Here is a 13809-nt window from a genome sequence, read left to right as displayed (position 1 = left end):
ACGGAGACGAAAGCCGGGCGCACCGGGAGCGCCGGCGCCCGCGGGCCCCGGCACCATCCGAACGACCGCCACCATCCCAACGAGAGGCCTTAGGGTCGGTGGCATGACCTCCACCGCCGCAGTCCCGCCGCCCCGGGCGACGTACCGCAGGCTCAGCGTCGAGGAGCGCCGCGCCCAGCTGCTGCTCGCCGCGCTCGGCCTCTTCGCCCACCGGGCGCCCGACGAGGTCTCGCTCGACGAGGTGGCAGTGGCGGCCGGGGTGTCCCGGCCGCTCGTCTACCGCTACTTCCCGGGCGGGCGGCAGCAGTTGTACGAGGCCGCGCTCGGCTCGGCGGCCGACGAGCTGACGCTGTGCTTCACCGAACCGCCGGTGGGCCCGCCCACCGAGCGGGTCGCCCGGGTGCTCGACCGCTATCTGCGCTTCGTCGACGAGCACGACACCGGGTTCAGCGCCCTGCTGCGCGGCGGCAGCGTCGTGGAGACCTCCCGCACGACGACGATCGTGGACGGGGTGCGGCGGGCGGCGGCGGACGAGATCCTGCGCCACCTGGGGCGGATGGGCGGGGCCGGGGAACAGCCCGCCGGGCCGCGGCTGCGGATGATGGTGCGCAGTTGGATCGCCGCCGTCGAGGCGGCCTCGCTGATCTGGCTGGACGACGGGAAGCGGCCGGCCGCGGCGGAGCTGCGCGGCTGGCTGGTCGACCATCTGATCGCCCTGCTCGCCGCAACCGCCGCCACCGACCCGGAGACCGCGGGGGTGGTGAACGAGCTGCTGACCCTGGAGACCTCCGGAGGACCGGTCGGACAGCTGGCGGAACGGGTGATTCCGGTCGTCGCGGAGGCGGCGCACCTGCTGCCCGCCGCCGCTGCGTCAGACTGACCGGGTGAAGAGCGAGAACACCCCTTTCCGAGGCGGCCCCCTGGACGGCCGGGTCCTGCCGATCCTGCTGGGCCCGACCGGCCATCCGCCGAAGTGGTACGAGGTCCCGGTGCCCTCGCCCGACGGTGGCCCCGCCACCGTGTACGCCTACCAGCGGGTCCCGGCCGGCTACACCAAGCGGCTCGGGCTCCAGCGCGGCTGGGTGTACGAGTACGCCCCCGGGGGCCGCGAGCACCGCACCCTCAAGTGGCCCTGGTCGAAGACTCCCCCGAGCCCCCCGGACCGCGACTGAGCGGCGGGCGACCGCCCGTGGGGCCCAGGCCCTAAGATCGACGGTCAGGCGCCGGAGGACGGGTCACCCGGTCGCCGTAGGACGGTCACAAGGGGGGTGCGCCATGGAGGCGCTGCGTCAGGACGATCCACGCCGCTTCGGCCGTTTCACCGCACTGGCCCGCTTCCACGAAGGCGCGAGCGCGGTGCGGTACGTGGCGCGGGACACCGCCTCCGGCGAGGTGGCCCTCATCACCGCCGCGCGCCCGGAGCTGGCAGGCGTACCGGCGTACCGCCGCCGCTTCCAGGCCGAGGCGCGCACCGCCGAACGCCTCGCGGGCGGCTGGGTGGCCGAGCCCCTGGACACCGGCGAGGAGCCGGAGGCCCCGGCGGAGGGGCCGGAACCCCTGTGGACGGCGGCGGGTTACGTCCCCGCGCTGCCGCTGGCCGAGGCGATCGGGATCGCCGGTCCGCTGGACGAGCGGGCCCTGCGGATACTGGGCGCGGGCATCGCCGAGATCCTCTCCCGGGTGCATGCCGCCGGGGCCGTGCTCCAGGGGCTGGCCCCCGGCACGGTGCTGCTGGCCGCCGACGGACCCCGCCTCACCGCCTTCGGTCCGCTGGGCGCGGCGGCTTCGGCCGAGGCCCGGCCGGGCGGCCAGCTCTCGGTGCGGCTGGGCTATCTGACGCCCGAGCAGATCGAGGGCAAGGAGGTCTCCGCCGCCTCCGACCTGTTCGTGCTGGGGCTGCTACTGGCGTACGCGGCGACCGGGACGACCCCGTTCACGGCGGGCCCGGCCGAGGAGGCCGCCCGCCGGATCGCCGGGGACGAGCCCGAACTCGAGGCCGTACCGGAGGCGTTGCGCGAGCTGATCACCAACTGCCTGGCCAAGGACCCGGCCGAGCGGCCCTCCGCCGGCACGGTCGCCGCCGAGCTGGCCCTGGAGGGCGCGGCGGGCCTCGCCCGGGGCGGCTGGCTCCCCGAACGGCTCGCGGCGGCGGTCGCGGACCAGGAGGCGCGGGTCCTGGCCCTGGAGGTGCCGGAGGAGGGCCCGGAGCACGGGCCCGAGGGGGCTGCGGGGGCGGAGGGAACTGCCGGGGCGGCCGTGCCGGAGAGGGGCGTGCAGCCGGAGGGGGAACCGGGGCCGCAGGACGCCCGTACGGACGGCACCCGGACCGAGAGCGCCGACGTGCGCCCGGAGCTGGAGGACGCCCGTACCGCCCCGGAACCGGAGGACGCCCGTACCCGCCCGGAACTGGAGGACGTCCGGCCGCAGAACCCCCGTACGGACGGCCCCCGGACCGAGAACGTGGACGCGCGCCCGGAACCGCACGACGCCCGGCCGCTGCCCGCACCGGCGGTGGACGGGCCCGCGTCGCAGGAACCCGCCGCGGCGCAGGAACCCACCGCGCCGGTCTCCGCGGGCGGCGGGGACGTCGGGGACGTCGGGGAGGACCGGGGTACCACCCGGTTCCTCAACACCGGGCCTCGGCCGCCGCGGACCGACCGCCCGACGACCCAGCTCGCGCTCCCCCACGAGCTCACCGCGTCCCCGGGGGCCGCCCCCGTCCCGACGCCCCACCCGCTGCCGCCCGCCCTGCCCGCGCTGCCGACCGGGTCCGGCCTGCCCGCGCTGCCGACCGGGTCCGCCCTGCCCGCCGCCCCGCAGCAGGGCCACCCGCACGGCGGACCCGCCCCGTATCCCGCGGCGGCGCTCCCGGCCGGGCCCGCCGGTCCCGGGGGCGCGGGCGGGGGCCCGATGGTGTCGTTGCCGCTGCCTCCCGCGCCGGCCCCGGCACCCGACCCCGCCTTGAGCCGCCGGACCCTGCTGACCATCGCGGCGGCGGCCGTCGGCGGGCTGGTCGTGGGCGGCGGTTCGGTCGCCGCTCTCGGGTCCGGGGACACCGCGGTGGCGACGGACGACAAGCCCGCCCCGAAGCCCCGCCGCACGCTCCCCGGGCAGCCCCCCGAGCCGCGCTGGATCTACACGCACCCGGCCTCCGAGGCGCCCCCGCTCACCACCGCCGTATGGCGGGACAAGCTCCTCGTGATGACCAGCGAGAGCCAGGCGAGCGCCGTGGACCTGCGCACCGGCAAGCGGCTGTGGCAGCGCGCGGACGCGGCGAAGGGCCAGGCCGCGCTGGCGGCGGGGGCCGATCTGGTCTTCGTGGCGAGCCCGACGGAGTTCCTGTGGCTGTCGCCGAAGAACGGCAAGGTCGCGCACCGTGAGCGCTACACGGAGGCCTTCGGCGACCTGCCGGGCCTCGCGGTCGGGCGGCTGGCCGGGAGTTCCGGGCCGGTCATCTGGTTCACCGGTTCGCACACGGTCACCGTGAAGGCCCCGAAGCCGAAGAAGGGCAAGAAGAAGGGCAAGGACAAGGAGGTCGTCCAGGCCTACTTCTTCGCGTACGACATCGTGCAGCGCAAGGAGCTGTGGCGGACCGCCGTGCCCGCGGGCCGCGCCCCGGGCACCCCCGCCTACCGGGTGGTCGTGGAACGCTCCGCCGACGTCCTCGTACGGCAGGACGCGGGCAGCCTGACGGCGGCCGAGGTCAAGGCTGCCAGGAGGAAGGGCTCCGTCCGCTCGTTCGACCAGAAGACCGGCAAGCTGCTGTGGACCAAGCAGTACGGCGCGGCCTCGCCCGAGGCGGCCACGGCGGGCGACGAGGACGGGTCGCTGTACACGGCGATCGGCAGGGATCTCCAGGCCTTCGAGACGGACACGACGAAGCCGCTGTGGCGCGTCGAGGGCAGCGACGGCTCGGTGTTCGGCACCCCGCTGGTCGCCGGGTCCCTGATCCACACCACCGAGCGCAGCCGACTGGTCGGAGCGGTAGAACGGGAGAGCGGCCGGCTCGTGTGGCGGCGCTCCACGGAGGTGCCGGGCATCGGGAACGCCCCGTCGCTCACGCTCAGCGGCAGCGAGAAGACCCTGATCGCCGCCGACACCGTCCAGGTCACAGCGTTCTCGGCGGCCGACGGCGAGCGGCTGTGGAAGTTCCAGGACATCGGGTCGGCCGATCCGAAGGGGGCGACGGTGAGGGCGTCGTACCAGGCGCTCGCCGCCGGGGAGACCGTCGTCGTCCAGCGGGACAGGGCCTTCTACGCCTTCCCGGTGGCCTGAGGCCCGGGCCGTCCGACCCCTTTCATTTCTCACCACCGCCGTCCGGGGGGTCCCCGGACGGCGCGCCGCCCGGTGCTTGCATCACCTGACACCACGTGACCGGATTATCGGATTCGCCCATGTATGGACGAGCCCGTAGCCGGGCTACGTCTCCGTCACGGAGGTGTTGTCGTGTCAGGCAGGCTCCTGCGCGTGGTCTGCACGACCGCGCTGGCCGCGGCGCTCACGGTCTCCCCCGCCACCGCCGCACCGGCCGAGCCGGGCCCCGTACCGTCCGAGGAGGCCTCCGGAACGGCCGGGCCGGACACACCGGAGGAATCCGACGCGTCCGGCCAGGCGGAGGAATCGGACGCGTCCGACCCGGCGGAGGAGGCCGACGCGTCCGACCCGGCGGAGGTCGACGCCGGAACCGACCCGGCGGCCCCCGACGCCGGGACCGACGCGGCGGAGGTCGACGCCGAGACCGCTCTCGGCGCGCCCGAGGCGCCCAGGAGCGTCGCCGCGCTGCTGCGCGAGCTCCAGACCCGCTACCAGGCCGCGGAGGAGGCGAGCGAGACCTACAACGCCACCGCGGAGAAGCTCGAGCAGCGGACCGCGCAGGTGAAGAAGGTGACCGCGGGCCTGGCGAAGGCGCGGGCCGCGCTGGAGCGCAGCCGCGGGGAGGCCGGGCGGCTGGCCCGGGAGCAGTACCAGGGGCGTACCGAGTTCTCCGCCTACCTCCGGCTGCTGCTGTCCCGTGATCCCCTGCGGGCCCTGGACCAGACCCATGTCGTGGGGCGACTGGCCGCGAACCGAGCGGCGACGGTGGACCGGCTGACCGGCGACGCCCGGCGGGCCGACAAGCTGGCCGCCGCCTCCCGCGAGGCGCTGGGCCGGCAGAAGAAGCTGGCCGACCGCCAGAAGAAGCAGCGCGACACCGTGCGCGGGAAGCTGAAGGAGGTCGAGGGGCTGCTGGCCACGCTCTCCGAGGAGCAGGTGACCCAGCTCGCCGCTCTCGAACAGCGGGGCGTGGACGAGGCGCAGCGCGACCTGGTGGCCTCCGGGGCGCTCAGCTCCACCCGGCCGCCCACCCGGCAGGGCGGCGACGCCGTCGCGTACGCGGTCCGGCAGATCGGCAAGCCGTACGTGTGGGGGGCCGAGGGCCCCGATTCCTTCGACTGCTCCGGACTCACGTCCCGGGCCTGGTCGGCGGCGGGGCGGACGATCCCGCGCACCTCGCAGGAACAGTGGAAGCGGCTCCCGAAGGTGCCGGTCTCCGCGCTCCGCCCGGGCGACCTGGTGATCTACTTCCCGAAGGCGACCCACGTGGCGCTGTACATCGGCAGGGGTCTGGTGGTGCAGGCGCCCCGTCCCGGCACGAAGGTCAAGGTCTCGCCGCTCGCGTCGAACCCGCTGCTGGGCGCCGTCCGGCCCGACCCCGGCGGCGCCCCGCTGTCCACGTACACGCCCCCCGAACTGCCCGAGGGCGCTCGCGACGGCGCGGACACCGGGTACGGCACGGACGCGGCACCGGACGCCCCGTAGGCCCTACGGACAGACCTCGGCGGCCGGACCGGCGGTGCGGGTCCGGCCGCCGAGGGCGTTCGCGGCTCAGGCTCCGGTGAGCGAGGCCAGGTAGGCGTTGGTCTTCTCGGGCTCGTAGAAGAAGTTCTCGAAGTCCGCCGGGTTGTCGAACCCGTTGGCGAAGCGGTCCGCGGCGGGCTGGAGCTGGCCGGCTGCGCCGATCAGGTTCAGCACGTGCTCCGGCGGGACGCCGAGCATCGCGTTGGTCCACTTCGTGACGTGCCGCGCGGTCTCCCAGTAACGGTCGAACGTGGACTGCATCCACTCCGCGTCGAACTCCTTCTCCCCGTGCTCGACGATCGAGTCCAGGTACGCGTTCGCGCACTTGGAGGCCGAGTTGGAGCCCTGGCCGGTGACCGGGTCGTTGGCCACGACGACGTCCGCGACGCCGAGGACCAGGCCGCCGCCGGGCAGCCGCCCGATCGGCTTGCGGACCGTGGGGGCGTAGCGGCCGGCGAGGGTGCCGTTGGCGTCGGTCAGCTCGACCTTGGTGGCGCGGGCGTACTCCCAGGGCGTGTACTTCTCCATGAGCTCCAGCGTCTTCGCCAGGTGCTCGGAGGGGTCCTTGATGCCCTGGAAGGCGTCGAGCGGTCCGCCCGGGATGCCCTCCCAGAAGAGGATGTCGGCGCGGCCGGAGATGGTGAGCGTCGGCATGACGAACAGCTCGCCCACGCCCGGGACCAGGTTGCAGCGGACCGCGTCGAACTCCGGGTGCTCGGGGCGCGGGCCCATGCCGTGGACGTAGGCGACGGCCAGCGCGCGCTGCGGGGCGTCGAACGGCGAACGGGCCGCGTCCCGGCCGAACATGGAGACCAGCTCGCCCTTGCCTGCCGAGACCATGACCAGGTCGTAGGTGCGGGAGAAGTAGTCCAGGTCGGAGACGGCGGCCCCGTGGATGACGAGCTGGCCGCCGCGCTGGGCGAAGGTCTCCATCCAGCCGGCCATCTTCACGCGCTGGTCGACGGACTGGGCGAAGCCGTCCAGTCTGCCGACCCAGTCGATGGCGCGCGAGGAGTCGGGGGCGGCGACGGAGACGCCGAGGCCCTCGATCTTCGGGGCCTGGGACTCCCAGAAGTTCAGCTGGTAGTCCCGCTCGTGCTGGAGCGCGGTGTGGAACATGCACTGCGTCGACATGACCCGGCCGGTGCGGATCTCGTCGGCGGTGCGGTTGGACATCAGGGTGACTTCGTACCCTCTGGACTGCAGCCCCAGGGCCAGCTGGAGCCCGGACTGGCCGGCTCCGACTATGAGTATCTTCCGCATCGCGGCTCTCCGTTGTCTCTGATTCGAGGAGGTCCGAGGGACAGCCCTCAGACGGGGGTGGCGTCGAGTGCGTGGCCCACCAGGGCGAGCAGCGACTCGACGACCGTGATCCTGTTACGAGCGTCCATGATCACTATCGGGACCTGCGGGGGTACGGTCAGGGCCTCCCTGACGTCCTCCGCCTCGTAACCGGGCGTCCCCTCGAAGTGGTTGACGGCCACGATGTACGGCAGCCCGCAGCTCTCGAAGTAGTCGAGCGCGGGGAAGCAGTCCTCCAGCCGCCGGGTGTCGGCGAGGACGACCGCGCCGATCGCCCCGCGCACCAGGTCGTCCCACATGAACCAGAAGCGCTGCTGGCCGGGGGTGCCGAAGACGTACAGGACGAGGTCGTCCTCCAGCGTGAGCCGGCCGAAGTCCATGGCCACCGTGGTGGTGGTCTTCTCGGGCGTCGCGGAGAGGTCGTCGGTCTCCTCGCTGGCCTGGGTCATCAGCGCTTCGGTCTGGAGCGGCGTGATCTCGGAGACCGAGCCGACGAACGTCGTCTTGCCGACGCCGAACCCGCCCGCCACCACGATCTTGGTGGCGGTGGGCGCGCGGGTGTGGTCGAGCTGCCAGGCCTGGAGGGACTCCTCGGCCTGTTCCCGGGGCCCCGGCTGGCGCGGGGCGAAGAGCGGCGCCTCAGAGACGGCGGAGTCCATTGAGCACCCTTTCGAGCAGTGCGCGGTCGGGCTGGCCGGCGCCGTGGCCGGTTCCGTACACGCGGATCTTTCCCTGGTCGGCCAAGTCGCTGAGCAGCACCCGGACGACTCCGAGCGGCATCTTCAACAGGGCCGAGATCTCCGCGACCGTACGCATCCGGCGGCAGAGTTCGACGATGGCCCGCAGCTCCGGCATCACGCGCGAGGCGAGATTGCCGTTGGTGAGTTCGCGGCGCTCGTCGGGTGCTTCGAGGGCCGCGACGAACGTCTCGACCAGCAGGACGTGCCCGAACCGGGTGCGACCGCCGGTGAGGGAGTACGGGCGGACCCGGGCGGGGCGCTTGTCCGCCCCTCGGACGGGGAGCCGGGGGGCGGGTTCTGCGGCGGCGGTGGTCACAGGGCGCTCTCCATCGATGTGCGCAGCTCGCTGCGGAGTTCGGGGGTGAGTACGTGTCCGGCCCGGCCGACGAAGAGGGCCATGTGGTAGGCGACGACGCTCATGTCGCAGTCCGGGGCGGCGTGGACGCCGAGGAGGGAGCCGTCGCTGATCGACATGACGAAGACGCTGCCCTCGTCCATGGCGACCATCGTCTGTTTGACGCCGCCGCCGTCCATCAGCTTCGCGGCTCCGACGGTCAGCGAACCGATGCCGGAGACGATCGTGGCCAGGTCGGCGCTGGAGCCCCTGGGCCCGTCCGACTTCCCGGCGGCCGGTCCGGCCGCCTTCGCGGTCAGATGGCCGGGGTCGGAGGAGAGCAGCATCAGGCCGTCGGACGAGACGACAGTGACCGAGTGGACCCCTGGCACCTCCTCCACGAGATTGCTCAGCAACCAGTGAAGGTTCCGGGCTTCGGTACTCAGCCCGAATGTGCTGGGCGCAGTCAACTGCGTGCCTCCTCGACTGTGTCCCCCGTCTCTTCGTTCCGGCCGTCCGCCCGGCCGCCGGTCTCGGCGGTCCGTGCGGTCCTTGCGTCCTGTGCGGCGCCTGTGGCGTGTGCGGTGGTGGTCTCGTGCCCCGTACGCCCGGTGGGTACGCCCCCGGGGCCGGCGACGGCGATGCCGCCGGTCTCGGCGATCTCCGCCTCGACGTCGCGCCGGCCCTCCTTCGCCGCCTGGTGGAAGCTGCCCAGCCGGCGGCGCAGGGCGTCCCGGTCGAGGCTGCCGGTCCGCCCGGGGGCGGGGGTCGCGTCGGGCCGGGCCACCTTGGGCGTGCGCTTCGGCAGCCCCTTGTCGGTGATCCGCTTGTCGGTGATCCGCGCCGCCTCGGGGCGGCGGGGGCCGGGGACGGTGCCGTCGGGGGCCGGGGCGGCTTCGGCGTGGGGCGCGGGGCGGACCGCGGGCCCCTCCGGGTCCTGGTCCCCCGGGCCGGTCTCGGCCGGGCGCTCGTGGCGGTCGGGGCCGATCGCGTACGGGTCGGCGGCGCCCGGGACTGCCGGGGTGTCCGCTCCCGCCGGGGGGCCCGGAGCGGTGGGGGGGGCCACCGGGTCGGCAGGGGCCGGGGGAGGCTTCGGGAGCCGGACCTGCAAGGTGATCTCGGAGTCCAGGCCGGCTCCGGACCCGTCTTCGGTCCCGACCTCGGCTGCGCTCCCGGTATCGGCTTCGATCTCGGTACCGGCTGCGCTCCCGACCTCGGCTTCGGTCCCGGTACCGGCTTCGGCCCCGGTGCCGGCCTCCGCGACCGGCTGCCGCGCGTCCTGCTCCTGCTCCTGCTTCTGCTCCTGCTCCTGCTCCTGCGGCGGTACGGCGGTGGCTTCCGGGTCCTCGTCGGGTCCCGTGCCCTCGGCTGCCGCGTTCTCGCGGATCGTCCGCTCGGCGGCGACGATCAGCGGGTCGACGGCGGGCAGGGGCTCGGCGACCGCCTCGGGGGCGTTCTCCGCTTCCGGGTCCGACGCCGGCCCGGGCTCCGGAGTCGATGCCGTGGCCGGCGCCGGCGCCGCTTCGGCGGGCGTACCGGGCGTACCGGGCGTGGCTGCCGAGGGCGCCAGCGGTGAACGGCTGGGCAGGGCGTTGGAGTTCGCCTCCGCCACCGAGCCCGGGAGGTTGAGCGTGGGCGCGTCACCGGGAAGCTGCACGGCGGGCGGCGAGGAGGCGGGCAGGGAGTTGGGCAGCAGGGCGCTCGGCAGCACGACGACGGCCGTCACACCACTCCCCTTCTGCTCACGCAGCTGGACCCGCACTCCGTGCCGGGCGGCCAGCAACGACGTGACCTGAAGGCCGAGTCCGGCCCCGGTCATGTCGATGTGCCTCGCCCCCGGCTCGAACGAGGCCGGGTCGGCCAGCCTGGCATTGAGTTCGCCCATGCGGACCGTCGACATGCCGATGCCCGCGTCCGACACGGAGAGCATCACCTCGCCGCTCTCCAGCAGCCAGCCGGACAGCTCGACCTGGGAGTCGGGCGGCGAGAAGGAGGTCGCGTTCTCCAGGAGTTCGGCGAGGAGGTGGCTGAGGTCGTCGGCGGCGAACCCGGCGATCTGGGCGTGCGGCGGCAGGGACTGGATGGTGACCCGCTCGTACCGCTCGATCTCGCTGACGGCCGCGCGCGCCACGTCGACCAGCGGGATCGGCCCGGGGTGGCCGTGGCCGTGCTCGGCGCCGGCGAGGACGAGCATGTTCTCGCTGTGGCGGCGCATGACCGTGGCCATGTGGTCCAGCTTGAACAGGGTGGCCAGGCGCTCCGGGTCCTGCTCCCGCTCCTCCAGGCCCTCGATGACGCCGAGCTGCCGCTCGACCAGCCCGAGGGTCCGCAGGGAGAGGTTGACGAAGGTGTGGTTGACCGTGTTCCGCAGCTGTTCCAGCTGCCTGGCCAGCTCGGCGGCATGCTCCTGGAGTTCGGCCCGCTGGGTGACGAGGGTCTCGCGGCCGGCGATCAGCTTGGAGCGTTCGCCGGTGAGGCTCTCGACGCGTCCGCCGAGGTCCTGGTGGAGGGTGGTGAGCCTGCCGTGCAAGGAGTTCATCGACCGGACGACCCGGGCGAACTCGTCGTTGCGGCCGGTGTAGCGGACCGGTTCGGCGCCCTCGGGGTCCTCGGCGAGGCGGGCGGCGCCGATGCGCAGGACGGCGAGCGGCTGGGTGAGGGTGCGGGCGACGGCGGTGGAGACGCCGACGGCGAGCAGGAAGCAGCCGCCGAGCAGGGCGATGCTCAGTTCGAGGGCGGTGACGTCGTCGTCGCGGAGGCCCTCCAGGTGCTGGACCTGGCCGGTGGTCAGGGCCGACTCGACGCTGCGCATCCGGTCGACGCGGGCGGAGAGCGCGGCCTCCAGCTTCTTGGGGCTGATCCCGCGCTCCGCCTCCGACAGCTCGGGGCGGTCGGTGAGGCGGGTGAGGTACTTCTCCGCGTTGTTGACCTCGGATCCCGTGACGGTGGCGGAGAGCTTGTCGCGGGCCTCCGGGTCCGCCGCCTGGTCGAAGTCGGCCAGCGCGGCCAGCTCCCGGACGCGGGCCTGCTGGGCGGCGGCGCTCAGCTCGTCGCGTTCGCGGCCGGCCCGCGTGTCGCTCTCGTCCTGGGACGTCACGGGGAGCCCGGTGAAGGGGTCTGTCCGGGTCTCCGGCTCGGGGCTCGGCACGGCGAGCGCGGCGAGGAGGAGCCCGCGGGTGGCGGAGGCCTGTTCGGACGCGCTGCCGAGGGTCCCCGGCGCCCGGGTGGCGTCGGCGGCGCGCGGTGGGGTCTTCTCTGCCAGTTCGGCGGCGATGCCGTGCAGCTTGGCGATGACGTCGGAGTACGCCTGGTGCGCCTCCAGGGCCGATCCCTTGCCGGTCAGCGCTGCGCGGCGCAGCGAGGGAACCGTCGAGAGGTCGCGGCGCAGGGCGGCGGAGGCCGCGGCGTGGATCTCGTCGATCTGCTGGTCGACGCGGGTGGTGCGGGCGGTGCGGTTCTTCGCGCCGTCGTCATCCTTCTCGTCGCGGCCGTCGGCGATGTACGCGGTGATGGCGTCGCGCTCGTCGGCGAGGGAGTGCCCGAGGGTGACCGCCTGCTGGTTCAGCTCGGCGAGGGTGACCAGCCGCTGGGACTCGGTCAGATCGGCGGAGGCCCCGAGCACGGCGGGGGCGCCCGCCGCTATGACGATGACGCCGACGACCGCGACTCCGGCGACCAGTCGGCTGCGCACCCGCACGGTCCGCTTGTCCACGCCGGGTGCCGGAGGCGTCGCCCCGGAACCGTCGCGCGTCGTGCCCTTGCTCCGCGGCCGCTTCTTCTGCACCGGTGCTCGCAATCTTGACTCGTCCACCCTTGAAGCAGAGGTGACGCACGGTCACATGGAAGGTCGCCCCGCTCCTGGTACGGCTTCTGACCATTCCAGCGCTTTTGAGAGGGGGGCGCGCATCAACCGCTCCGCCACTCGAAGGAGTGAACAACACTCTTGAGTTGGCGAACAAGTCTCCCCTGGTGCGCCCCTGACCATGCGTGGACCGCGGGGTGGAACTTCCGCTCCGCCTTTGGCAGGATGCCCGCCCGCATCGGTCCGGAGTCGCCCCTTCCGCCTCGCGCGCCCGCGTTGACCTGCTGGTACAGGCGCTTTCCGGTCGCGGGCGGAGAAGGTGAAGGGCTCGTGCAGACTGGCGGCATGCGCATCGAACTCGCCACCGCGCCCGGAAGCCCCGGACGCCCCAACGAGGACTGGGCCTCCGGGGCCCTCCCCGCCTCCGGCCAGGGCGGTGTGCTGGTCGTGCTCGACGGCGTCACCCCACCGCCGGGGGACGACGGCTGTGTGCACTCGGTGCCGTGGTTCACCGCGCGGCTCGGCGGCGCACTGGTGGAACTGTCCGGTTCCCGCCCCGACCTGACCCTGACCGAGGTCCTGGCCGAGGCCATCTCCCGTACAGCCGACACACATCGCGTCACCTGTGACCTTTCTCACGTACGCACGCCTCAGGCGACCGTGGTGCTGGCCCGCTGGGACGAACGCGTGATCGAACACCTGGTGCTCTCCGACTCGGCCCTGCTGCTGGAGTCCTTTGACGGTGCGGTCCGGGCCGTCCTCGACGACCGGCTGGACCGGCTGCCGCCGGGCTCGCTCGCCTCGAACGAGATCGCCGATGCCACGGTGCGCAACAAGGAGGGCGGCTTCTTCACCGCGGCCGCCGATCCGGCGGTGGCGGCGCGCGCGGTGACGGGCAGCACCCCCGCGGCCGGCGTCCGGGCCATCGCCGCGCTCACGGACGGCGCGACCCGGTGGACGGAGGTGTTCGGCGAGGGCGACTGGACGGACGCGCTGGGGCTGCTGCGGAAGGCCGGGCCGCAGGGCCTGATCGACCGGGTGCGGGAGCTGGAGGACGCCGACGTGGCGGCCGGGCGCGTACGGCTGCGGCACGGCAAGACGCACGACGACGCCACCGCGCTCCTGGTGGAGCTGGGCTGAGCAGAGCAGAGGGGCGGCCGGCGGCTCAGCTCTCGGCGCGGGCGTTCAGCTGGTGCAGGAGCCGGGCCAGCTCGGCGACCTCGGCCCGGTCCCAGTCGGCCAGTTTGCGCACGTAGCGCCCCCTGCGGGCGTCCCGGACGCTGCGGAAGCGGGCCAGGCCGTCGTCGGTGAGATGGACGAGCCAGGCCCGCCCGTCGGCCGGGTCGGGTTCGCGGGCCACCAGCCCGAGGTTCTCCAGGGAGTGCAGCTGGCGGCTCATGGTGGCCTTGCCGACGCCGAAGTAGGCGGCCAGTTCGGTGGCCCGCTGCCGGCCCGCCGCCTCCAGACGGACGAGCAGGCCGTAGGCGGCGGGCTCCAGTTCGGGGTGGACCTCCCGGGCCATGTCGCCCGAGGTGGCGCGCGCCCGGCGCAGGAACACGGCCAGCTCCCGCTCCAGTGCCAGGAATTCGTGGTCCACACCGCTTCCGTCCGTCGCGCCCGGCTCCGGCTCGCTGTCGTTCCCGCGCACGTCAGTACCCCTCGTACGGTTTCCTGCCGATGAAAGTCTCTCCGCGACCGGTCGACGCCGCAGTTCGGCCAGTATTTCGCAGGAGCGGACCAACGGCGGCGGCCTGCCCCTCTTCCGCACCCCGGGTCACGTCAACGGGGCTCCT

Annotated in this window: 11 protein-coding genes; 5 read left to right on the top strand and 6 right to left on the bottom strand. The window is 74.0% G+C overall.

The genetic code is table 11. The features are described 5' to 3' along the window. The first annotated feature begins 103 nt into the window (after positions 1–103). The 4 genes from AC3CH1_RS18870 (at position 104) to AC3CH1_RS18855 (ending at position 5799) form a co-directional block, all read left to right on the top strand. The gene (locus tag AC3CH1_RS18870; RefSeq protein ID WP_488464003.1) at positions 104–880 is read left to right on the top strand and encodes a TetR/AcrR family transcriptional regulator; all 777 of its coding nucleotides are present in this window, start codon (positions 104–106) and stop codon (positions 878–880) included. A gap of 4 nt (positions 881–884) precedes the next feature. After that, the gene (locus AC3CH1_RS18865) at positions 885–1172 is read left to right on the top strand and encodes a hypothetical protein (protein WP_488464002.1); all 288 of its coding nucleotides are present in this window, start codon (positions 885–887) and stop codon (positions 1170–1172) included. 103 nt (positions 1173–1275) lie between these two features. After that, positions 1276–4275, top strand: a complete 3000-nt coding sequence (locus AC3CH1_RS18860) for an outer membrane protein assembly factor BamB family protein (protein WP_488464001.1) — start codon at positions 1276–1278, stop codon at positions 4273–4275. Between the two features lie 171 nt (positions 4276–4446). Continuing rightward, positions 4447–5799 (top strand): C40 family peptidase, encoded by a 1353-nt coding sequence (locus tag AC3CH1_RS18855; protein WP_488464000.1) that lies wholly within the window; start codon positions 4447–4449, stop codon positions 5797–5799. 66 nt (positions 5800–5865) lie between these two features. Here AC3CH1_RS18855 and AC3CH1_RS18850 read toward each other — a convergent pair whose 3' ends face one another. From AC3CH1_RS18850 to AC3CH1_RS18830, 5 genes are read right to left on the bottom strand one after another with little or no spacing between them, the layout of a single operon-like run. Next, positions 5866–7101, bottom strand: coding sequence for a styrene monooxygenase/indole monooxygenase family protein (locus AC3CH1_RS18850; protein ID WP_488463999.1), 1236 nt, complete (start codon positions 7099–7101; stop codon positions 5866–5868). Between the two features lie 47 nt (positions 7102–7148). Continuing rightward, positions 7149–7799: a GTP-binding protein gene (locus AC3CH1_RS18845; RefSeq protein WP_265599362.1), complete on the bottom strand. Its 651-nt coding sequence runs from the start codon at positions 7797–7799 to the stop codon at positions 7149–7151. Continuing rightward, entirely contained in the window at positions 7780–8196 is a 417-nt protein-coding gene (locus tag AC3CH1_RS18840; RefSeq protein WP_003966308.1) for a DUF742 domain-containing protein, read from the bottom strand. Before AC3CH1_RS18840 ends, AC3CH1_RS18845 begins: the two co-directional genes overlap by 20 nt. After that, on the bottom strand, positions 8193–8684 hold the full coding sequence (locus AC3CH1_RS18835; RefSeq protein ID WP_403754002.1) for a roadblock/LC7 domain-containing protein: 492 nt from the start codon (positions 8682–8684) through the stop codon (positions 8193–8195). The genes AC3CH1_RS18840 and AC3CH1_RS18835 overlap by 4 nt, the downstream gene beginning before the upstream one ends. Continuing rightward, positions 8681–11998 carry a sensor histidine kinase gene (locus AC3CH1_RS18830; protein ID WP_488464440.1) on the bottom strand — a complete coding sequence of 1106 codons (3318 nt, stop codon included), beginning with the start codon at positions 11996–11998 and terminating at the stop codon, positions 8681–8683. Before AC3CH1_RS18830 ends, AC3CH1_RS18835 begins: the two co-directional genes overlap by 4 nt. 363 nt (positions 11999–12361) lie before the next feature. On the opposite strand from AC3CH1_RS18830, the gene AC3CH1_RS18825 reads away from it, so the two are divergent. After that, entirely contained in the window at positions 12362–13156 is a 795-nt protein-coding gene (locus AC3CH1_RS18825) for a hypothetical protein (RefSeq protein WP_488463998.1), read from the top strand. A 25-nt stretch (positions 13157–13181) separates the two neighbouring features. Here AC3CH1_RS18825 and AC3CH1_RS18820 read toward each other — a convergent pair whose 3' ends face one another. Continuing rightward, positions 13182–13664 (bottom strand): MarR family winged helix-turn-helix transcriptional regulator, encoded by a 483-nt coding sequence (locus AC3CH1_RS18820; RefSeq protein ID WP_018959054.1) that lies wholly within the window; start codon positions 13662–13664, stop codon positions 13182–13184. Between the last annotated feature and the right edge of the window lie 145 nt (positions 13665–13809).

The sequence above is a fragment of the Streptomyces sp. MGP-P1 genome, assembly GCF_057766565.1.
Note: the sequence above shows the minus strand (reverse complement) of the source record. Positions and strands in the feature narration are given on the sequence as shown.